A 21,241-nucleotide genomic window follows, 5' to 3' on the forward strand; every position below is an offset into this window, starting at 1 on the left:
GGCGCCTATGCTCAGGCTCGTGGAAAACCACTCCTTGCCCCGCACAGCCGCCTTCTTCGACCTGGACAAGACGGTCATTGCGAAGTCGAGCACGCTCACGTTCAGCAAGTCGTTCTACCAAGGCGGCCTGATCAACCGCAGGGCCGTCCTGCGTACCGCGTATGCCCAGTTCGTCTTCCTGGCGGGCGGTGCCGACCATGACCAGATGGAGCGCATGCGCGAGTACCTGTCCGCGCTGTGCCGCGGCTGGAACGTCCAACTGGTCAAGGAGATCGTCGCCGAGACCCTGCACGACCTGATCGACCCGATCATCTACGACGAGGCGGCCTCCCTCATCGAGGAGCACCACACCGCCGGCCGTGACGTGGTGATCGTGTCCACGTCGGGCGCGGAGGTCGTCGAGCCGATCGGTGAACTGCTCGGCGCGGACCGGGTGGTGGCCACGCGGATGGTCGTCGGCGACGACGGCTGCTTCACGGGTGAGGTGGAGTACTACGCGTACGGGCCGACGAAGGCCGAGGCGATCAAGGAGCTGGCCGAGTCCGAGGGATACGACCTCGCCCGCTGCTACGCCTACAGCGACAGCGTCACCGACGTCCCCATGCTGTCGTCCGTCGGCCATCCGCACGCCGTGAACCCGGACCGCGCGCTGCGCCGGGAAGCGGTCGCCCGCGGGTGGCCGATCCTGGACTTCCACCGCCCGGTCCGGCTGAAGCAGCGCCTGCCCGCGCTCTCCGTACCGCCGCGTCCGGCCCTGGTCGCCGCTGCCGCGATAGGTGCGGCGGCCGCCACGGCGGGCCTGGTCTGGTACGCGAACCGGCGCCGTCCGACGGTCGCCTGAGAGGCCCCGCCCGCCCCGTCAGGAGTCATCCGGCACATCGGCGCCCGATTCATTCCTGTTTGAGGATAAAAGTAAAGAAGTGCAGTCAGGACTTCCGCTTGCCCCGGTCCAGGAGTAGAAAGGACTCAACGGCCCGCGAGACCAAGGACATCCGAAAGGATCACCTTTATAACGCATTTGGCCCCACGGACCCGAGCATGAACACTTGGCACCCACGCGACGTCGACCCGTCGATTACGGGCCAGCCGCACCAGGTTACGGGCAGAGTTCCCGACCTGATGGGCAAAAATCCGAGGACGCTTGGTAACCGGGTGGACATGCTGGCGGCGGTACGAATCCTCGTACCGCCGCAACCCGTTGAAGGCCCTCCGCGGAGGGCCTTTTCGTTTCCCTGGTGCCGTCTTTCCTACGCCGCCCCGCGTTGCAGGGCCTCGCACACCGCCGTCGATTCACGGGCGCCGAGTTCGACCGCCCGACCGCAGTGGGCGATCCACCGTGCCATGCCTTCCGGGGTGCCGGAGACATAGCCCTCGAGCGCCGCCAGATAGGCCGCGCGGCCCGGTTCGGCGTGGCCGACCTCGGCCGGGCACACGGACTTCGGGTCGAGGCCGCTGCCGATCAGGACGATCCGCTCGGCCGCGCGCGCGACAAGGCCGTTGTGGGAGCCGAAGGGGCGCAGCGCGACGAGTTCGCCGTGCACGACCGCGGCCGTGACCAGGGCGGGGGCCGAGCCTCCCGCGATGATCAGCTCCGCGAGTCCCTCCAGCCGTCCGGACACCTCGGCCGCGCTCGGCAGCGGAAGTTCGACCAATGGCTCGTCGACCGGCTCACCGTCCTGCCGCGGGCGCCCCACCTCGTCGCCCGTACCCGCGGCGGCGACCAGATGCAGCCGGGCCAGGACGCGCAGCGGCGACTGGCGCCAGATGGACAGGAGTTGGCCGGCCTCCGCGGTCAGCCGGAGGGCCGCGCCGACCACCCGGGCCTCGTCGTCACCGCTGAAGTCGGTGCGCCGACGCACCTCTTCGAGGGCCCAGTCGGCACCGGAGAGGGCAGCGGAACCGCGCGCACCGCGCAGTGCCGCCTCGCCGGTGATCTCGTTGCTGCGCCGCCGCATGATGCGATGCCCGTAGACCCGGTCCACGGCCTTTCGTACGGACTCCACGGAGTCGGCCACCCCGGGAAGTGATCCCAGGGCCGCGAGCGGGTCGGCGGTCGCGCCTGTCGTACTCATGAGTACGACCCTACGCACTCCCGCGAGCGGGCCGACCCACGAAGGAGTGGACTTCCTCACGCACCTGGACACCCTGGGCAGTCACTCCACTACCGTTAGTGAACATGAAAATTGCTTTCGTCGGGAAGGGCGGCAGCGGCAAGACCACGCTGTCCTCACTGTTCGTCCGCCACCTCGCGGCCTCCGGGGCGCCGGTCCTCGCCATCGACGCCGACATCAACCAGCACCTGGGCGCCGCACTCGGCCTCCACGACGCCGAAGCCGCCGCGATGCCCGCGATGGGTGAGCGGATGGAGCTGATCAAGGAGTACCTCCGCGGCAGGAACCCCCGGATCTCCTGCGCCGACGCGATGATCAAGACGACCCCGCCGGGCGAGGGTTCGCGGCTGCTGCGGATCCAGGAGACCAATCCGGTGTACGACGCCTGCGCGCGGCCGGTGGAACTCGACGGCGGCGCCGTCCGTTTGATGGTCACCGGCCCGTTCACCGAAGCCGATCTCGGAGTGGCTTGCTACCACTCCAAGACGGGCGCGGTGGAACTGTGCCTGAACCACCTCGTCGACGGCCCGGGCGAGTATGTCGTCGTCGACATGACCGCGGGCTCCGACTCCTTCGCGTCCGGCCTGTTCACCCGCTTCGACATCACGTTCCTCGTCGCCGAACCGACCCGGAAGGGGGTCTCCGTCTACCGCCAGTACAAGGAGTACGCACAGGACTTCGGGGTCGCCCTGAAGGTCGTCGGCAACAAGGTGCAGGGCCAGGACGACCTCGACTTCCTCCGCGCCGAGGTCGGGGACGACCTCCTGGGGACGGTCGGGCACTCCGACTGGGTGCGCGCCCTGGAGAAGGGCCGGCCCAGCCGGTTCGAGCTCCTGGAGGACACCAACCGGCGTTCCCTGCGCCTCCTGCACACGGCCGTCGACGCCACGTACGAACTGCGTGACTGGGAGCGTTACACGCACCAGATGGTCCACTTCCACCTGAAGAACGCCCACTCCTGGGCCAACGCCCGCACCGGGGTCGACCTCGCGGCCCAGGTCGACCCCGGTTTCGTGCTGACCGAACAGATGGCGGCGACCACCGTCTGAGAACCGCCCCTGGCAAGCCCGCCTACCGCTTGGCGGCCGGGGCCCCCGGGACTCCCTTGGGCGCCGGCGCCGGGCGGGCCGCCAGGAAGGTCTTCCAGCCCTGCTTCGGGGCCTCGCCGACCTGGAGCGTGCGCAGCTTCTCCAGGGTCCGCGGATCCTGCGCGTCCAGCCAGTCGGCGAGCTGCCGGAAGGAGACGCAGCGGACGTCCGCCTTCGTGCAGACGCGTTCGACGACCTCCTGGACGGCACGCATGTAGACGCCGCCGTTCCAGGACTCGAAGTGGTTGCCGATGAGCAGCGGGGCGCGATTGCCGTCGTGGGCGCGCTCGAAGCCCTTGAGGAGGCCGTCGCGGTACTGGTCGCCCCAGTACTCGTGACGGCGCTCCTCACCCGTGCGCGCACCGGACTGGTTCATGTAGAAGTTGTAGTCCATGGTCAGCGTCTCGAAGCGGTGGCCGGGCATCGGGACGAGCTGCATGGACAGGTCCCACAGGCCCTTCTTCTTCGCGGGCCAGAGCTGTTCGTTGACACCGCTCGTGTCGTAGCGGAAGCCCAGTTCGCGGGCCGCGCTCATGAAGTTCTTCTGCCCTTCCAGGCACGGCGTGCGGGCACCGACGAGCTCCTTCTCGTAGTCGAAGGGCAGCGGGGACGCCTTCTTCATGCCCGTGGTGGTCTTCCAGGACTTAACGAAACGTTTCGCCTGGGTGATCTCGTCCTTCCAGTCCTCCACCGACCACTCTCCGACGCCTCCCCCACTGCCACAGAAGTGGCCGTTGAAGTGGGTGCCGATCTCGCTGCCCTCCAGCCAGGCGAGGCGCAGCTGCTTCACGGTGTCGGCGATGCCCTGCTCGTCGTTGAAGCCGATGTCGGAGCTGCCCGGCGAGTGCTGGGGCGGCCGGTAGAGGTCGCGCTTGTCCTCCGGGAGCATGTACACACCGCTCAGGAAGTACGTCATCGCCGCCTTGTTGGCCTTGGCCACCTTGCGGAAGCGGGAGAACAGGCGCTGGCTGTCCTCACCCGCGCCGTCCCAGGAGAAGACGACGAACTGCGGCGGCTTCTGGCCGGGCTTGAGGCGCTCAGGCCTGGGCTGGTAGGGCTGGGCTCCGGTATACGCAGTGGAGCCGTCCCCGATCAGCCGGACCGCGCTTCTGGGCGCGGGGGCCGGCGCCGCTTTCTTCGCGCCGCGCGTGTCCTCCTTGGCACCGGAGGAGCCGGGGTTTCCCGCGCCGCAGCCGGCGAGCGACGCGGCACAGGCCGCGACGGCCATGACGCCCGCGGCGATCTTTTTGGTGACGGCCATGTCCGTCCACCTCTTCCTTCGTTCGGGCCGGCGCTTTCGGGCGCGGCGCCGTCAAGGTCGCACGGGACCAAGAAGGAATTAGTACGACAAGCCGATGAAAAGTTCAGTTCGCTCATCGGAGTGATTGATTAGCCCATTTGCATCGAAAATATATACACGTCCTTTACTGTGCATTACGATCCATTTACCGAGCGTTGATTTATCCCGCCGCTGCACGCCGTGACCCACGGCCGCGACCCGACCCCCCGCCATCGGCGGGGGGACCACCTGTTCCGCGACCGCGCTGCCCCGGAGGAGACGGGAAACATGTCTGCCTGCGTCCCCACTCGCGCCCCCGACCCGACTCGGACAAAGCGCATGCGCCAGCCCCACAGCCCCCCAGCGCCGCCGACTCCGCCCCGGCGCTTCCGCGTCGCGGGCGCCGATGTCTCGGCCTCGATCGCGGTCTTCCTGATCGCCCTGCCCCTGTCCCTCGGTATCGCCCTGGCCACCGGCGCCCCGCTCCAGGCCGGCCTGGTCGCCGCCGCCGTCGGCGGGCTCGTCGCCGGACGGCTGGGCGGCTCCCCGCTCCAGGTGAGCGGCCCCGCCGCCGGACTCACCGTCGTCACCGCCGAACTCATCCAGCGGTACGGATGGCGGACGACCTGCGCCATCACCGTCCTCGCGGGGTTCGCCCAACTCGGCCTCGGCTGTCTGCGCGTGGCCCGTACGGCGCTCGCCGTCAGCCCCGCCGTCGTCCACGGCATGCTCGCCGGGATCGGCGTGACCATCGCGGTCGCCCAGCTGCACATCGTCCTCGGGGGTACACCGACGAGCTCGGTCCTCGACAACGTCCGGGCGCTGCCCGCCCAGTTGGTCGGCATGCGGCCCGCCGCCGTGTCGATGAGCCTGCTGACCCTGGCCCTGCTGCTGGCCTGGCCACGGATTCCCGGCCGGGCGGGGAGCGTTCTGCGCAAGGTGCCGGCCGCGCTCGTCGCCGTCAGCGGCGCCACACTCACCGCCTCGCTCGCCGGGCTGAGCCTGCCCAAGGTCGACCTGCCGTCCTGGCGCAGCCACGCGCTGGCCGGGCTGCCCGAGGGTCCCGTGCTCGGCGTCGCCGCCGCCGTGCTCACCGTCACGCTGGTGTGCAGCGTGCAGTCGCTGCTGGGCGCGGTCGCCGTGGACAAGCTGGTGGCCTCCCGGCCCGAGCTGCTCGCCTCCGGGCGGTCAGGGTCGTCGGCCCGCGTCGGCCGCTCCGACCTGAACCGTGAACTGCTCGGCCAGGGCGCCGCCAACGTCGTGTCCGGGGTGCTCGGCGGGCTGCCGGTCGCGGGGGTGGCCGTGCGGAGTTCGGCGAATGTGCAAGCCGGTGCCGTGAGCCGGAACTCCACGATGCTGCACGGCGTTTTCGTAGTAGTCGCCGCGCTGCTGATGGTTCCGATCCTGGAGCTGATCCCGCTCGCCTCACTCGCCGCCCTGGTGATGGCCGTCGGCATCCAGATGGTGTCCCTGCACCACATTCGCACGGTGACCCGTCACCGCGAGGTGCTGGTCTACGCGGTGACAACCCTGGGCGTCGTCGTCTTCGGCGTCCTCGAAGGAGTGATTCTGGGCGTCGCGGTCGCCGTCGCCGTCGCCCTGAACCGCCTGGCCCGCACCCGGATCACCTACGAAGAGAGAGACGAGGAGAGGGGAGGAGTCCATTACGTACACGTACGAGGACAGTTGACGTTCCTCGCGGTGCCCCGGCTCAGCCGGACCCTGCACCTCGTACCCCAAGGGGCCGACGCCGTCGTGGAGTTGGACGGGTCGTTCATGGACCACGCGGCGTTCGAATCGTTGCAGCACTGGCAGAGCACGCACACCGCACAGGGTGGCACCGTCGAGGTGACCGGCCGGGCGGGGACACGTATCGCGGAGCCCGCGGACGAGTCCGGCTGCCGTTGCCGGCCCTGGACACCCTGGCGCAACCATCAGTGCGAGGGCCCGGAGTCCGGCCAGGGGCCCGGGGAGACGGCCATGGGGTTCGGTGGGGCGATCGGTTTCCTCGACTCGTCCGACTCGACCGAGTCGGTGGGCTCCGCGGGGTCGGTCGGTGCCGTCGAGCCGAGCGGGCATCAACTGGCGCGCGGTATCAGCGCGTTCCAGCGGAACACCGCGCCGCTGGTGCGCGGTGAGCTGGCCAGGCTGGCGCGTGAGGGGCAGCAACCCTCCCAGCTGTTCCTGACCTGCGCCGACTCGCGCCTCGTCACGTCGATGATCACCTCCAGTGGTCCCGGCGACCTGTTCGTCGTACGGAACGTCGGCAACCTGGTGCCGCTGCCCGGGGACGAGAGCGGGGACGACTCGGTGTCGGCCGCGATCGAGTACGCGGTGGACGTGCTGAAGGTGCGCTCCATCACGGTGTGCGGGCACTCCGGGTGCGGGGCCATGCAGGCGCTGCTGACCATGGAGCCGGACGGCGCGCGAACGCCGCTCAGGCGGTGGCTGCGGCACGGGCTGCCGAGTCTGGAGCGGATGGCCGCGACGGACCAGCCCTGGGCCCGGCTCGCCGGGCGGGCGCCGGCCGACGTGGTCGAGCAGCTCTGTCTGACCAACGTGGTCCAGCAGCTGGAGCATCTCCAGGCGCAGGAGTCGGTGGCGCGGGCGATGCGGGAAGGTGCGCTGGAACTGCACGGAATGTATTTCCACGTGGGTGAGGCGCAGGCGTATCTGCTCACCGGGGAGGCGGACGAGGACAAGGTGTTCGATCATGTGCGGGCGGGCGGGCTGTCCGCCTGAGGGAGGGGGGAAGGGACTGACGGGTGAACCGGGCGACCATCACGTACGTGACCTTGGTTGTCCCCCTCACCGAGAGGTGCGCCGACGGACTAAAGGTCTAAACCAATTTTCCGTCGGCCCTTGTCAGCGGGCCCCCCGGTCTGATGAGCTGTGGCCTGGGACACAACGGACGCCCTGGGAATGGGAGATGTCGTGAGCAACGAAAGCCTGGCCAACCTGCTCAAGGAAGAGCGCAGGTTCGCGCCACCCGCCGAGCTGGCCGCAGCTGCCAACGTCACGGCGGAGGCGTACGAACAGGCCAAGGCTGACAGGCTCGGCTTCTGGGCCGCGCAAGCCCGCCGGCTGACCTGGGCCACCGAGCCGACCGAGACGCTGGACTGGTCGAACCCGCCGTTCGCCAAGTGGTTCAAGGACGGCAGCCTCAACGTCGCGTACAACTGCGTCGACCGGCACGTCGAGGCAGGCAACGGCGACCGCGTCGCCATCCACTTCGAGGGCGAGCCCGGCGACAGCCGCGCGATCACCTACGCCGAGCTCAAGGACGAGGTCTCCAAGGCCGCCAACGCCCTGCTGGAGCTGGGAGTCGAGAAGGGCGACCGGGTTGCCGTCTACATGCCGATGATCCCGGAGACGGCGATCGCGATGCTCGCCTGTGCCCGTATCGGCGCCGCGCACAGTGTCGTCTTCGGCGGGTTCTCCGCGGACGCGCTCGCGACCCGCATCCAGGACGCGGACGCCAAGGTCGTCATCACCACCGACGGCGGCTACCGGCGCGGCAAGCCGTCCGCGCTCAAGCCCGCCGTCGACGCCGCCGTGGAGCGCGTCGACAACGTGGAGCACGTGCTCGTCGTCCGCCGTACCGGGCAGGACGTCAAGTGGCACGACGGCCGGGACGTGTGGTGGCACGAGATCGTCGAGCGACAGAGCACCGAGCACACGCCCGAGGCGTTCGAGGCCGAGCAGCCGCTGTTCATCCTCTACACCTCGGGTACGACGGGTAAGCCCAAGGGCATCCTGCACACCTCCGGCGGCTACCTCACCCAGGCCGCCTACACCCACCACGCCGTCTTCGACCTCAAGCCGGAGACCGACGTCTACTGGTGCACGGCCGACGTCGGCTGGGTCACCGGGCACTCGTACATCGTGTACGGGCCGCTGGCCAACGGCGCGACCCAGGTCATGTACGAGGGGACGCCGGACACCCCGCACCAGGGCCGCTTCTGGGAGATCGTCCAGAAGTACGGGGTGACGATCCTCTACACGGCGCCGACCGCGATCCGTACGTTCATGAAGTGGGGCGACGACATCCCCGCCAAGTTCGATCTCAGCAGCCTCCGGGTGCTGGGGTCGGTGGGCGAGCCGATCAACCCCGAGGCGTGGATCTGGTACCGCAAGCACATCGGCGGGGACGCGACGCCCATCGTCGACACCTGGTGGCAGACCGAGACCGGCGCCATGATGATCTCCCCGCTGCCCGGCGTGACCTCGACCAAGCCGGGCTCCGCGCAGCGGGCGCTGCCCGGGATCTCCGCGACCGTCGTCGACGACGAGGCACGCGAAGTGCCCGACGGAGGCGGCGGCTACCTCGTCCTCACCGAGCCGTGGCCGTCCATGCTGCGCACCATCTGGGGCGACGACCAGCGGTTCATCGACACCTACTGGTCCCGGTTCGAGGGCAAGTACTTCGCGGGTGACGGCGCGAAGAAGGACGACGACGGCGACATCTGGCTGCTCGGGCGCGTGGACGACGTCATGCTCGTCTCCGGGCACAACATCTCGACCACCGAGGTCGAGTCCGCGCTCGTCTCGCACCCCTCCGTCGCCGAGGCCGCCGTGGTGGGCGCCGCCGACGAGACGACCGGGCAGGCCATCGTCGCGTTCGTCATCCTGCGCGGCACCGCCTCCGAGACCGACACCCTCGTCGCCGAACTGCGCAACCACGTCGGTGACGTCCTCGGCCCGATCGCCAAACCCAAGCGCATCCTGCCGGTCGCGGAACTCCCCAAGACCCGCTCCGGCAAGATCATGCGCCGCCTGCTGCGCGACGTCGCCGAGAACCGGGAACTGGGTGACGTGACCACCCTGACCGACTCCACCGTCATGGACCTCATCCAGACGAAGCTGCCCGCGGCGGGCAGCGAAGACTGAGCAAGGGCTCAGCAAGGGCTGAGCAAGGGCTGAGCAAGGGCTGAGCAAGGGCTGAGCAAGGAGCAGAACCGAAGAGGACAGAGAGGGTTTCCTCCGGGCGGTACATTCCCCGCACCTTGGGTAGGCTGAAGATCGCGTCAACAACGCGACAAGATCCGCCAGGATCGCCAAGGTGCGCCGGGAAGTCTGGTCGGCATGCGTTCCGTGCTGCCCACCGACCGGAGGTCTCCCCGTGGCCACCCCGCGCACCGCCACCCGCAAACTCCTCGGACGGCTCTCGCTGCCCGAACGGACGTTCGTCGCGGAGGCCCTGCGGACCGAGACCGTCGGTGGGGTGCTGCTGCTCGTCGCCGCGGTCGCCGCGCTGATCTGGGCGAACAGCCCGATCAAGGAGACCTACGAGGCGGTCCTCGACCTGCATGTGGGGCCCGCCGCCCTCGGGCTCGACCTCTCCCTCCAGCACTGGGCCGCCGACGGTCTGCTCGCGGTCTTCTTCTTCGTCGCCGGCATCGAACTCAAGCGCGAACTCGTGGCCGGGGATCTGCGCGACCCGAGGGCCGCCGCGCTGCCCGTCGTCGCCGCCCTGTGCGGAATGGCCGTACCGGCACTCGTCTACACCCTCACCAACGTCACCGGCGGCGGTTCGCTCGCCGGATGGGCCGTGCCCACGGCCACCGACATCGCCTTCGCCCTCGCCGTGCTCGCCGTCATCGGCACGTCCCTGCCGAGCGCCCTGCGCGCGTTCCTGCTGACGCTCGCCGTCGTCGACGACCTCTTCGCCATCCTGATCATCGCGGTCTTCTTCACCGACGAGCTGAACTTCGCCGCGCTCGGCGGCGCACTCGTCGGCCTCGCCGTCTTCTGGACGCTGCTGCGCAAGGGCGTACGCGGGTGGTACGTGTACGTCCCGCTCGCGCTCGTCATCTGGGGGCTGATGTACAACAGCGGCGTCCACGCCACCATCGCCGGTGTCTCGATGGGCCTGATGCTGCGGTGCACGACCCGCACCGAGGACGGGGAGAAGTGGTCGCCCGGCGAGCACGTCGAGCATCTGGTGCGACCTCTGTCGGCGGGGCTCGCGGTGCCGTTGTTCGCCCTGTTCAGCGCGGGTGTCTCGGTGTCCGGCGGGGTGCTGGGGGACGTGTTCAGCCAGCCCGAGACGCTCGGGGTCGTGCTCGGGCTCGTGGTCGGGAAGACGGTCGGGATCTTCGGCGGGACCTGGCTGACGGCCCGTTTCACCCGCGCCTCGCTCAGCGACGACCTCGCCTGGGCCGACGTGTTCGCCGTCGCGTCGCTCGCAGGGATCGGGTTCACCGTCTCGCTGCTGATCGGTGAACTCGCGTTCGACGGCGACCCCGCGCTCACCGACGAGGTCAAGGCCGCCGTCCTGACCGGCTCGCTCATCGCCGCGCTCGCCGCGACCGTACTGCTGAAGATACGGAACGCCAGGTACCGCAGGCTCTGCGAGGCGGAGGAGCGGGACGACGACCTCGACGGCATCCCTGACATCTACGAGGAGCACGATCCGGCGTACCACCTGCGCATGGCCGACATCTACGAGGGGAAGGCGGCGGAACACCGGCGCATCGCCCGGCTCAGGGCCGCCGAACTGGAGGCCGCCGAGCGGGACCGGCTTGCCGAAGTGGCGGGCGGGGCGGGCGACGAGGGTGACCGTCCGGCATGATCTGACACGTAGACGTCAGACACACGGTCAGGTGCGTACGCCAGGCGCGTACGTTCAGACAGCTGAGCAAGCAACCAAGACGACCAAGACAACAGGGAGATCTCGATGAGCGCACCCGACGGCAGCCCGGTCGGCGCCGAACGCAGCATCGGCCAGTTGTTCGCCTCGGCGACGACCGAGATGTCCGCGCTGGTGCACGATGAGATCGCACTGGCGAAAGCCCAGCTCAAGCAGGATGTGAAGCGCGGCGCGACGAGCGGCGGCGCGTTCACGGTGGCCGGCGCCGTACTGGTGTTCTCCCTGCCGATGCTCAACTTCGCGCTGGCGTACGCCATTCGGACCTGGAGCGACTGGAATCTCGCGGTCTGCTTCCTGCTGTCGTTCGCCGCGAACGTCCTCATCGCGCTCCTCCTGGCGCTGGTCGGCGTCGTCTTCGCGAAGAAGGCCAAGAAGAGCAAGGGCCCACAGAAGGTCGCCGCGTCCATGAAGGAGACGGCGGGCGTCCTCCAGAAGGCCAAGCCGCACCCCCGGCCCGCCCCGGTGAGTGACGCGGTCGAGGTTGTGGCACGCTCGTCCTCATGACGGACCCCGCCACACCCCCGGCGCACTCCTCGTCCTCATCGACGCAGCCCGCCTCGGCCGTACGGCTCGACCTGCCCGGCGGGCGCGAGGTGATCCACCGGGATGTCGCCGCGAACGGCGCCCGGTTCCACATCGCCGAGTTGGGCGACGGGCCGCTGGTCATGCTCGTGCACGGGTTCCCGCAGTTCTGGTGGACATGGCGACACCAGCTGGTCGCCCTCGCCGACGCCGGTTTCCGGGCCGTCGCCATGGACCTGCGGGGCGTGGGCGGCAGCGACCGTACACCCCGGGGCTACGACCCCGCGAACCTCGCCCTCGACATCACGGGCGTCGTACGGTCCCTGGGCGAGCCCGATGCCGCGCTGGTCGGGCACGACCTGGGCGGATACCTGGCGTGGACGGCTGCGGTGATGCGCCCCAAGCTGGTCCGGCGGCTCGTGGTGTCCTCGATGCCCCACCCGCGACGCTGGCGCTCGGCGATGCTCTCCGACGTCAAGCAGACGGCCGCCGGCTCCTACATCTGGGGGTTCCAGCGGCCCTGGTTCCCGGAGCGGCAGCTCGTCGCGGACGACGGGGCGCTCGTCGGGCGGCTGATCCGGGACTGGTCGGGGCCGAGGCTGCCGGACGACGAGGCGGTGGAGGCGTACCGCGCGGCCATGTGCATCCCGTCCACCGCGCACTGCGCGATCGAGCCGTACCGCTGGATGGTCCGCTCGATGGCCCGTCCGGACGGCATCCAGTTCAACCGGCGCATGAAGCGTCCGGTGCGGGTGCCGACACTGCATCTGCACGGTTCACTCGATCCGGTGCTGCGCACACGCAGCGCGGCCGGCTCCGGGGAGTACGTCGAAGCACCGTACCGCTGGCGTCTGTTCGACGGCCTGGGACACTTCCCGCACGAGGAGGATCCGGTCGCCTTCTCGACGGAGCTGGTGAACTGGTTGAAGGACCCCGAACCGGACCGGTGACCGGACGGGTGACCAGACGGGTGACCAGACCGGTAATTGGATGAGCGTTCGGACCGATGACCAGCCCGGCGACCAGCCCGCTGACCGGACCGGTGACCGTGTCGGCACGGCCGGTATTCGGGGACGGGAACAGCTGTACTACGAACGGCCAATTGCCTGGCGCATAGGCCAATTCGGGGCCCCTGGGGCGGTTATCGACCTTGGGGCAGGGGCAGACGTCGGGGTATGGGCTGGACGCACGACTACAGTGACGCACCACGCAATCGCCGCTCGGGCCATGGCTTGAGCTCCCACCAAGGAGGTTCCCCGCACCTCGCGGGGACGGACCTGAGGGTGGGAATCCCGCGCATCCTGCGCCGCCGGGCCCGCTGGGTCTCGGTGCGCCTGCGCCACCCCCGTCCCTGAGCCTCCCTGAGCCCCGTACCCCTGTACTTCCGTACAGGGCTCAGAGCGCGCAGTTGTCGCTGTCCACCTGCTGGTTGGCGGTGCGCCCCCCGGCGATGTCCTTCTGGATCTCGTCCGCCGTGAGCGCGTAACCGGTGTCCGGGTCGTCGAGGGACTTCGCGAAGACCACTCCGTACACCTTGCCGTCGGGCGTGAGCAGCGGGCCGCCGGAGTTGCCCTGGCGGACGGTCGCGTACAGGGAGTAGACATCGCGGCGGACCGTGCCGCGGTGGTAGATGTCCGGGCCGCTGGCCGTGATGCGACCACGCACGCGCGCGGGACGGACGTCGTACGACCCGTTCTCCGGGAAGCCGGCGACGATCGCGCTCTTCCCGCTGTTCGCGTCCTCGGTCGAGAACTGCAGCGCGGGCGCTCGCAGATCGGGTACGTCGAGGACGGCGATGTCGCGCTCCCAGTCGTAGAGGACGACCGTCGCGTCGTACTTCCTGCCCTCGCCGCCTATCTGGACGGTGGGCTCGTCGACGCCGCCGACCACGTGCGCGTTGGTCATCACACGCCGCCCGCCGAAGACGAAGCCGGTGCCCTCCAGGACCTTGCCGCAGCTCTGGGCGGTGCCCATGACCTTGACGATGGATCGCTGGGCGTTGACGGCGACCGCGCTGTTGGCGAGCGCGGGGTCGGGCGGGTCGACTTCCTTGATGGGCTCGTCGGAGAACGGGCTGAAGACCTGCGGGAAGCCGTTCTGCGCGAGGACCGAGGTGAAGTCCTTGAACCAGGTGTCCGCGTCGGAGGGCAGTACCTCCTGCACCCCGGCCAGCACCTTGGAGCCGCGGACCTCCTTGCCCACCGTGGGCATCGTGGTCTGCGCGAGGGCGGCGCCGATCAGCCAGGCGACCAGGAGCATCGCGACGACGTTGACGAGGGCACCGCCGGTCGCGTCGAGGGCCCGGGCGGGCGACCAGGTGATGAATCGGCGCAGTTTGTTGCCGAGGTGGGTGGTCAGGGCCTGGCCGACGGAGGCACAGACGATCACGATGACGACCGCGACGACAGCGGCGGTCGTGTTCACCTCGGCCTCGTCGGTCACGCCGTCCCAGACGACGGGCAGCAGATAGACGGCGACGAGACCGCCGCCGAGGAAGCCGATCACCGACAGGATGCCGACGACGAAGCCCTGGCGGTAGCCCACGATCGCAAACCACACGGCGGCGACCAGCAACAAGATGTCCAGCACGTTCACGAGGGCCACCCTGTCACGCGCGCCAGTCGAGCGGGACCTGCTTGTTTCTGTCCCAGGGGAGCTCCCAGCCCGAGTAGTGCAGCAGCCGGTCGATGATCCCGGCCGTGAAGCCCCACACGAGGGCCGATTCGACCAGAAATGCCGGACCCTTGTGGCCGCTTGGGTGCACGGCGGTCGCGCGGTTGGCCGGATCCGTGAGATCCGCCACGGGGACCGTGAAGACCCGCGCCGTCTCGTTCGGATCGACCACCCCGACCGGCGTCGGCTCGCGCCACCAGCCCAGCACGGGCGTGACGACGAAGCCGCTCACCGGGATGTACAGCTTGGGCAGTACGCCGAAGAGCTGGACACCGGCCGGATCGAGCCCGGTCTCCTCCTCGGCCTCGCGGAGCGCGGCCCGCAATGGTCCGTCGCCCTGAGGATCACCGTCCTCGGGATCGAGGGCGCCGCCGGGGAAGGACGGCTGACCGGCGTGGGAGCGCAGCGAACTGGCCCGCTCCATGAGCAGCAGCTCGGGGGCGACCTCGCCATCACCGCCGGAGCCGTCCTCACCGCCGACGCCCTTACCGGTGACGCCGTCGCCGCCGTCACCCCTGGCTCCGGTGCCTCCGGTCTTTTTGTCACCCTCCCCGAAGAGGATCAGTACGGCGGACTGGCGGCCCGCGCCGTCCTCGGGCGGCAGGAAGCGGCTCAGCTGGAGCGGCTCGACCGTCTCGACGGCGTGCACCACCGGATCGAGCCAGCCGGGCAGGCCCACCTTGCTGAGCGTCGCCTCGCCCCCTTGTGTGTTGCTCGCGCGCGTCACCGCCACCCCCGTTCTGCTGCTTTCAACGCCTGCGGCAGCCCCGTTGGTTCCGCCGATGCCACCCGGCTCCCAGGCATCACCGCGGGCCTCATCCGGCCCCCAGCGGCGGCGCCGGGATGCCGCCCGCGTCGAGGTACGCCTGCGGCGGGTTCAGCCGCTGGCCGGGGAAGCCGCCCTTCTCGTACTTCAGGAGCTTCTGGGCCTTCTCCGGGTCCGTCTCGCCCTCCCCGTACGCCGGGCAGAGCGGAGCGAGCGGGCAGGCGCCGCAGGCGGGCTTGCGGGCGTGGCAGATACGGCGGCCGTGGAAGATCACATGATGCGACAGCATCGTCCAGTCGCTCTTGGGAAAGAGCGCGCCGACGGCGGCCTCGATCTTGTCCGGGTCCTTCTCCGCCGTCCACTGCCAGCGGTGCACGAGCCGCTGGAAGTGCGTGTCCACGGTGATACCGGGGCGCCCGAAGGCGTTGCCGAGCACGACGAAGGCGGTCTTACGGCCCACGCCGGGGAGTTTGACAAGGTCTTCGAGCCGGCCGGGCACCTCGCCGCCGAACTCCTCCGACAGGGCCTTCGACAGCCCTATGACAGACCTGGTCTTGGCCCGGAAGAAGCCGGTCGGGCGCAGGATCTCCTCGACCTCCTCGGGGTTGGCGACGGCCAGGTCCTCGGGGGTGGGGTACTTGGCGAAGAGGGCGGGAGTCGTCTGGTTGACCCGCAGGTCGGTGGTCTGGGCCGACAGGACCGTGGCGACGAGGAGTTGGAAGGAGTTCTCGAAGTCCAGCTCGGGGTGGGCGTACGGATAGACCTCGGCGAGCTCCCGGTCGATCCGGCGAGCACGCCGGACGAGAGCGGTGCGTGACTCGTTGCGCGGCGGGGACTTCGGGGCGGCGGTCTTGGAGGGCGTGGCCTTGGAAGCACCCGTCTTGGAAGCGGCCGTCGTGGAAGCGGCAGCCTTGGAGGCGGGCTTGGTGGTGACCGGCTTGGCGGACGCGGCTCTCTTCGCCGGCGCGGCTCGCTTCACCGGCGCGGCCTTCCGCACCGGTCCTGCCGGTTCTGCTGCCGGTCCCGCCGGTTCTGCCGGTCCCGCGGACTTCTCCTGCAGGGCCCCCTTCGCGGTCGTCCCAGCCCGCTCGGTCGCCCCGGTCACCTTCTTGGCGGCTTTCTCCACCGACATCACCTCTGCCGCTTTCTACGCATTCCGGCCCCCACCCGTACCCTGTTCGCCCACAGCGGAATCACACCCTGCCGCCACCCGCTCAGCCCCCTCGGCCTGCGCTCCCACCGGCGATTTGGACACCCGGCCAGCCTAGAGCCCGGCACTGACATCCGCCCCGGACCCTGAAGATCGGCGCCCAATTGGCCCCCTGCCACACTGGTGCAGACACTCGTGCGGCATCCTTGTGACAGATCACACTGTTTGGACCGTCCGGCAAGATGGGGAACACGGTCCCCGTTAACCGGGGAGCAAGATCCCCTGAGCAGGTCGACAAGGAGAGAACTCGTGGACGACGTTCTGCGGCGCGCCCCGCTCTTCGCGGCGCTCGATGACGAGCAGGCCGCGGAACTCCGCGCCTCCATGAGTGAGGTGACCCTCGCGCGCGGTGACGCCCTTTTTCACGAGGGCGACCCGGGTGACCGGCTCTACGTGGTCACCGAGGGCAAGGTCAAGCTTCACCGCACGTCCCCGGACGGGCGCGAGAACATGCTGGCCGTCCTCGGCCCCGGTGAGTTGATCGGCGAGCTGTCGCTGTTCGACCCGGGCCCGCGCACCGCCACGGCCACCGCACTGACCGAGGTCAAGCTGCTCGGCCTCGGCCACGGCGACCTCCAGCCCTGGCTGAACGCCCGCCCCGAGGTGGCCGCCGCGCTCCTGCGCGCCGTCGCCCGGCGCCTGCGCAAGACCAACGACCAGATGTCCGACCTGGTCTTCTCCGACGTGCCGGGCCGCGTCGCGCGCGCCCTGCTCGACCTCTCGCGCCGCTTCGGCGTCCAGTCGGAGGAGGGCATCCACGTCGTGCACGACCTGACGCAGGAGGAGTTGGCGCAGCTCGTCGGCGCCTCCCGCGAGACGGTCAACAAGGCGCTCGCCGACTTCGCGGGCCGCGGCTGGCTGCGCCTGGAGGCGCGGGCCGTGATCCTGCTGGACGTGGAGCGGCTGGCGAAGCGTTCGCGTTAGCCGGGAGCCGTCCGTACGTATGAGAGGGGCCCTGCCGCACGGCGGGGCCCCTCTCGCATTCAACGGGTTCACCGGGGCGGGGGCCATGCGGTGACGAGAACGTGTTGCACGGAACCAAGGGGTGGGTGGCATGCACCAGGACAGAGCGCCCGAGTCGGTCTGGGAGGCCGCACCGGAACCCGCGAAACGCAGGTTGCGCCTCTTCCGCCGGGACCCGGAGGCGCAGACGCTGTGGCAGTCCGAGTTCGAGCAGCGGGACCTGGGCGAGCCGCTGGGCCTGTGGGCGACGGACCAGGCGGTGGCCCTGGCCCGCTTCGACCGCGTCACCGCGTACGCACCGGCGACCGGTGAGCCTCTCTGGACCTGGCAGCCGCCGGGCCAGGACGTGATCGTCGGGGCCTCCCAGGACGCCCAGGACGGCCTCGGCGTCGTCCTGCACCACGACGACGGCGAACCTCGCGCCAGGCATGTCCGTCTCACCGCCCTCGACCTCGGCTCCGGGGCCGTGGCGTGGTCGCGTGAACAGCCGAAGAACCAGCTGGCCCACATCGGCGCCGATTCCGCGCGCCAGGTGACGATCGGCGGCGGCCGGATAGCGACCGCCCCGGTCTGGATCGCGAACAGCCAGGGCTGGAAGGGCAACGAACCGCCGGTCGTCCGGTGTCTCGACGCGCGCACCGGCGCCGTCCAATGGGAGCGGTCGCTCCCGGACCAGTGGGGCGACTGGTTCTCCGTCCTGGCGACGGACCCGCCGGTCCTGTCCGTCCGCAACAACGGCAAGCACTCCCGCCCCCGGCTGTACGTGGTGCGCGAGGACGGGGAGTGGTACGTCGAGCTTCCGGCCGGCTACAAGGACTTCGGGCCCGCGGTCGCCGTCGTCGGAGACACGCTCGCCGTCGGACTCGAACCGGACGACCCCGTCGGCGACACCGAGAAGAGCGCCGACACGGTCCTGCGCGCCTACTCCGTCCCGACCGGCGAGCCGCTCTGGGAGTGGCGCACCGATCACGGCCGTACGCTCCATCCGCTGGCCCACCGCGGGTACCTCATGGTGGGCAACGGCTACGGCAGCCGGGTGACCGTCCTCGACCCCACCGACGGCCGGGTCGTCGCAGAACGCAGACTGCCCGGCTTCAGCTATCGAGCCCGCTACGCCGCCTGGGACGACCGCCTGGCGGTGGTGTGCCACGCGGTGAGCGAGACCCGGCGCGTGCGGGTGTTCCGCTGGAAGTGACGGGAGCGGCGGAAGTGACAGGAGCGTCGGAAGCGTGCCGGGTGACACCGCGTCCGGGGCTGGACGAGCATGGGTTCATCGTCCGTGAGGGCTCCCTCGCGCGCGTGCCGCCCGCCTTCCGACCTGTCGTCGGTGCGGCCCGTGACCGGGCCGTCGACGTCTTCGGGACACGCCTGCACAGCGCGTACGTCTACGGGTCGATCCCGCGCGGCACCGCACGCGTGGGCCAAAGCGACCTGGACCTGCTGCTCGCCCTGCGCGAGGAACCCACGGAGACGGACTGGGCATCGGCCCGCGTGCTGGACAGGGCGCTCGACAACGAGTTCGAGCAGATCGACGGCGCCGGCACGCTGCTGGTCTCCCGGGCCCAGGTGCTGAGCGCCCTGGAGAGGCACGACCTGGGCTGGTTCGTGGCCTGCCTCTGCACACCCGTCCACGGCGAGGACCTCGCTGGGCACCTGCCCCGCTATCGCCCCGACTCCCTCCTCGCACGCGAGACCAACGGCGACCTGGCTCTGTGCCTCCCCCGCTGGCGGCGCCTGATCGCCGAGGCGACCGCCCCGGGAGCTCCTCCGGGGGCGGTACGCGCACGCGTGCGGGGCATTTCCCGCCGCCTGGTGCGTACCGGCTTCACGCTCGTGATGCCTCGCTGGGACGGCTGGACGAGCGACCTGCATGAGATGGCCGAGGCGTTCGCCGTGTACTACCCGGAGTGGGGCCCGCACATGAGGGAAGCCGCTTCGCTGGGCCAGGAGCCCTCGGACGAGCCCGCTGTCCTGCGGTCGTTCCTGCGCTCGCATGTCGAGGAGCTGGGCCAGTGGCTGAGTGAGGAGTACGCGCGCGTGCACGGCGTGAAAGCGCCCAGGCCCGCATCCGCGTAGGGCCTGGGCGGTGCCGGGGCCGGATCTAGATGAGGCCGTGCTCGTGCAGGTACTCCAGTTGGGCCCGTACTGACAGTTCGGCGGCCGGCCACAGGGAGCGGTCCACGTCCGCGTACACGTGGGCGACGACCTCCGCGGGGCTCGTGTAGCCGTTCTCCGCCGCTGTCTCGACCTGGGCGAGTCTGTGGGCCCGGTGGGCGAGGTAGAACTCGACGGCGCCCTGGGCGTCGTCCAGGACGGGACCGTGGCCCGGCAGGACGATGTGCACGCCGTCGTCCACCGTCAGGGACCTGAGTCGCCGCAGGGAGTCCAGATAGTCCCCCAGGCGGCCGTCAGGATGGGCCACCAAGGTCGTTCCGCGCCCCAGGACGGTGTCACCCGTCAGGACGGCCCGATCGGCCGGGAGATGGAAGCACAGCGAGTCCGATGTGTGCCCGGGCGTCGGTACGACCCTCAGCTCCAGCCCGCCGACGGACACGACGTCCCCGTGCCCGAGCCCCTCGTCCCCCAGCCGCAACGCCGGATCGAGCGCCCGCACGCGCGTTCCCGTCAGCTCGGCGAAGCGCCCGGCGCCCTCCGCGTGGTCCGGATGCCCGTGCGTGAGCAGCGTCAGCGCGACCCGTTTGCCGGCCTTCCGGGCGGTGTCGACGACATGCCTGAGGTGTACGTCGTCCAGAGGCCCCGGGTCGACGACGACGGCCAGTTCGGAGTCCGGCTCGGAGATGATCCAGGTGTTCGTCCCGTCGAGCGTCATCGCGGAGGCGTTGGGCGCGAGCACATTGACCGCGCGCGCGGTCGCGGGGCCCGAGAGAACCCCGCCGCGCGGCTGGCCGGGGAGAGCGGCGGCTTCGGTCATGCGGGGGCACCTGCCAGGGGGTGGGTGGGGGGTGTGTGCGTCATGCGGGGGCTCCGCCGATCGGGATGCGCTTGGTGAACTCCTCGTGCCCCGGCCAGGCGAGCACGATCTCACCGTCCTCCAGGCTGGCCCTGGCCAGGACAGGCTCCAGGTCGCGTTCCAGGGCCCCGGCGAGGGCGCTCGACACGCTGTCGTACGGTGCCAGCGCTCGCAGGGTCGCGATCGTGGGCGGCAACATCAGCAGCTCGCCCTTGTCGTAGGAGGCCGCCGCGGCCGCCGGTTCGATCCACACCGTGCGGTCCGCCTCCGTGGAGGCGTTGCGGGTGCGCTGGCCCTGCGGGAGCGCGGCGACGAAGAACCAGGTGTCGTAGCGGCGGGACTCGAACTCCGGGGTGATCCAGCGGGCCCACGCCCCGAGGAGGTCCGAGCGGAGCACCAGTCCGCGGCGGTCCAGGAACTCGGCGAAGGACAGTTCCCGGGCGACCAGGGCCGCGCGGTCCGCCTCCCAGTCGTCGCCCGTGGTGTCGCCGACCACGGAATCGGCGGCCGGGCCCGCGAGCAGGACGCCCGCCTCCTCGTACGTCTCCCGTACGGCGGCGCAGACGACCGCCTGTGCGGACGTCTCGTCGGTGCCCAGACCGAGCCGGGACGCCCACCACGCGCGCGTGGGGCCCGCCCAGCGGATCAGGTGGTCGTCGTCGCGGGGGTCGACTCCGCCGCCCGGATACGCGTACGCGCCCCCGGCGAAGGCCATGGAGGCGCGTCTGCGCAGCATGTGGACGACGGGGCCGGTGTCGGTGTCCTTCAGGAGCATGACGGTGGCCGCGCGCTTGGGGGTGACCGGGGTGAGGGTGCCTTCGGCGAGCGCGCGGATGAGGTCCGGCCACTCCGGTGGGTACCACTGCCCGTTTGCCATGGGCGGAGGCTATCCGGTGGTGAGCGCATGTTCGAGGCCCTGGGGTTTCTCGCCCCCGCCGCCCCTACCCGTCCCATCCCTGGGGGCTGCGCCCCCAGACCCCCCTACGGCCCTGAACAGGCCTTGTCC

General features: G+C 70.3%; 18 protein-coding genes. 11 read left to right on the forward strand and 7 right to left on the reverse strand.

Going from position 1 to position 21,241, the window contains the following annotated elements:
• The first annotated feature begins 7 nt into the window (after positions 1 to 7).
• Positions 8 to 841, forward strand: coding sequence for an HAD family hydrolase (locus OG241_RS25460; RefSeq protein ID WP_405818197.1), 834 nt, complete (start codon positions 8 to 10; stop codon positions 839 to 841).
• A 406-nt stretch (positions 842 to 1,247) separates the two neighbouring features.
• On the opposite strand, the gene OG241_RS25465 is transcribed toward OG241_RS25460, so the two are convergent.
• On the reverse strand, positions 1,248 to 2,072 hold the full coding sequence (locus OG241_RS25465) for an oxidoreductase (protein ID WP_405818199.1): 825 nt from the start codon (positions 2,070 to 2,072) through the stop codon (positions 1,248 to 1,250).
• Between the two features lie 104 nt (positions 2,073 to 2,176).
• Here OG241_RS25465 and OG241_RS25470 point away from each other — a divergent pair, with 104 nt between their 5' ends.
• Positions 2,177 to 3,160 carry an ATP-binding protein gene (locus OG241_RS25470; RefSeq protein WP_405818200.1) on the forward strand — a complete coding sequence of 328 codons (984 nt, stop codon included), beginning with the start codon at positions 2,177 to 2,179 and terminating at the stop codon, positions 3,158 to 3,160.
• 22 nt (positions 3,161 to 3,182) lie between these two features.
• Here OG241_RS25470 and OG241_RS25475 read toward each other — a convergent pair whose 3' ends face one another.
• Positions 3,183 to 4,460: a hypothetical protein gene (locus tag OG241_RS25475; RefSeq protein ID WP_405818202.1), complete on the reverse strand. Its 1,278-nt coding sequence runs from the start codon at positions 4,458 to 4,460 to the stop codon at positions 3,183 to 3,185.
• A 306-nt stretch (positions 4,461 to 4,766) separates the two neighbouring features.
• On the opposite strand from OG241_RS25475, the gene OG241_RS25480 reads away from it, so the two are divergent.
• The 6 genes from OG241_RS25480 to OG241_RS25505 all read left to right on the forward strand — a co-directional run bounded on the left by OG241_RS25480 (position 4,767) and on the right by OG241_RS25505 (position 13,007).
• Positions 4,767 to 7,220, forward strand: coding sequence for a SulP family inorganic anion transporter (locus tag OG241_RS25480; RefSeq protein ID WP_405818204.1), 2,454 nt, complete (start codon positions 4,767 to 4,769; stop codon positions 7,218 to 7,220).
• A gap of 180 nt (positions 7,221 to 7,400) precedes the next feature.
• Positions 7,401 to 9,368 carry an acetate--CoA ligase gene (gene acs / locus OG241_RS25485; RefSeq protein WP_405818205.1) on the forward strand — a complete coding sequence of 656 codons (1,968 nt, stop codon included), beginning with the start codon at positions 7,401 to 7,403 and terminating at the stop codon, positions 9,366 to 9,368.
• A gap of 232 nt (positions 9,369 to 9,600) precedes the next feature.
• Positions 9,601 to 11,052, forward strand: coding sequence for a Na+/H+ antiporter NhaA (gene nhaA / locus OG241_RS25490; RefSeq protein ID WP_405818207.1), 1,452 nt, complete (start codon positions 9,601 to 9,603; stop codon positions 11,050 to 11,052).
• 105 nt (positions 11,053 to 11,157) lie between these two features.
• Positions 11,158 to 11,634 (forward strand): phage holin family protein, encoded by a 477-nt coding sequence (locus OG241_RS25495; RefSeq protein ID WP_405818209.1) that lies wholly within the window; start codon positions 11,158 to 11,160, stop codon positions 11,632 to 11,634.
• Positions 11,631 to 12,602: an alpha/beta fold hydrolase gene (locus OG241_RS25500; RefSeq protein WP_405818211.1), complete on the forward strand. Its 972-nt coding sequence runs from the start codon at positions 11,631 to 11,633 to the stop codon at positions 12,600 to 12,602. The genes OG241_RS25495 and OG241_RS25500 overlap by 4 nt, the downstream gene beginning before the upstream one ends.
• 225 nt (positions 12,603 to 12,827) lie before the next feature.
• Positions 12,828 to 13,007 carry a hypothetical protein gene (locus tag OG241_RS25505; protein WP_319092701.1) on the forward strand — a complete coding sequence of 60 codons (180 nt, stop codon included), beginning with the start codon at positions 12,828 to 12,830 and terminating at the stop codon, positions 13,005 to 13,007.
• A 40-nt stretch (positions 13,008 to 13,047) separates the two neighbouring features.
• On the opposite strand, the gene OG241_RS25510 is transcribed toward OG241_RS25505, so the two are convergent.
• The 3 genes from OG241_RS25510 to nth all read right to left on the reverse strand — a co-directional run bounded on the left by OG241_RS25510 (position 13,048) and on the right by nth (position 16,217).
• Positions 13,048 to 14,247: a MarP family serine protease gene (locus OG241_RS25510; RefSeq protein WP_405818213.1), complete on the reverse strand. Its 1,200-nt coding sequence runs from the start codon at positions 14,245 to 14,247 to the stop codon at positions 13,048 to 13,050.
• 13 nt (positions 14,248 to 14,260) lie between these two features.
• Positions 14,261 to 15,052 carry an NUDIX hydrolase gene (locus tag OG241_RS25515; RefSeq protein ID WP_405818215.1) on the reverse strand — a complete coding sequence of 264 codons (792 nt, stop codon included), beginning with the start codon at positions 15,050 to 15,052 and terminating at the stop codon, positions 14,261 to 14,263.
• Positions 15,053 to 15,140: 88 nt separating this feature from the next.
• Positions 15,141 to 16,217, reverse strand: a complete 1,077-nt coding sequence (gene nth / locus OG241_RS25520; RefSeq protein WP_405818217.1) for an endonuclease III — start codon at positions 16,215 to 16,217, stop codon at positions 15,141 to 15,143.
• A gap of 333 nt (positions 16,218 to 16,550) precedes the next feature.
• Between nth and OG241_RS25525 the strand changes: the two genes are divergently transcribed.
• The 3 genes from OG241_RS25525 (at position 16,551) to OG241_RS25535 (ending at position 19,340) form a co-directional block, all read left to right on the forward strand.
• The gene (locus OG241_RS25525) at positions 16,551 to 17,225 is read left to right on the forward strand and encodes a Crp/Fnr family transcriptional regulator (protein WP_006382668.1); all 675 of its coding nucleotides are present in this window, start codon (positions 16,551 to 16,553) and stop codon (positions 17,223 to 17,225) included.
• Between the two features lie 130 nt (positions 17,226 to 17,355).
• Positions 17,356 to 18,459 carry a PQQ-binding-like beta-propeller repeat protein gene (locus tag OG241_RS25530; protein WP_405818219.1) on the forward strand — a complete coding sequence of 368 codons (1,104 nt, stop codon included), beginning with the start codon at positions 17,356 to 17,358 and terminating at the stop codon, positions 18,457 to 18,459.
• 14 nt (positions 18,460 to 18,473) lie between these two features.
• Complete coding sequence (locus OG241_RS25535) at positions 18,474 to 19,340, forward strand: nucleotidyltransferase (RefSeq protein WP_405818220.1); 867 nt, start codon at positions 18,474 to 18,476, stop codon at positions 19,338 to 19,340.
• A 25-nt stretch (positions 19,341 to 19,365) separates the two neighbouring features.
• Here the strand turns inward: OG241_RS25535 and OG241_RS25540 are convergent, their stop codons facing one another.
• Together OG241_RS25540 and OG241_RS25545 are read right to left on the reverse strand one after the other, a co-directional pair.
• Positions 19,366 to 20,196, reverse strand: a complete 831-nt coding sequence (locus OG241_RS25540; RefSeq protein WP_405818222.1) for an MBL fold metallo-hydrolase — start codon at positions 20,194 to 20,196, stop codon at positions 19,366 to 19,368.
• 40 nt (positions 20,197 to 20,236) lie between these two features.
• Complete coding sequence (locus OG241_RS25545; RefSeq protein ID WP_405818224.1) at positions 20,237 to 21,112, reverse strand: NUDIX hydrolase; 876 nt, start codon at positions 21,110 to 21,112, stop codon at positions 20,237 to 20,239.
• Positions 21,113 to 21,241: the final 129 nt, after the last annotated feature.

The sequence above is a fragment of the Streptomyces sp. NBC_01390 genome (assembly GCF_045040105.1).
Lineage (GTDB): Bacteria > Actinomycetota > Actinomycetes > Streptomycetales > Streptomycetaceae > Streptomyces.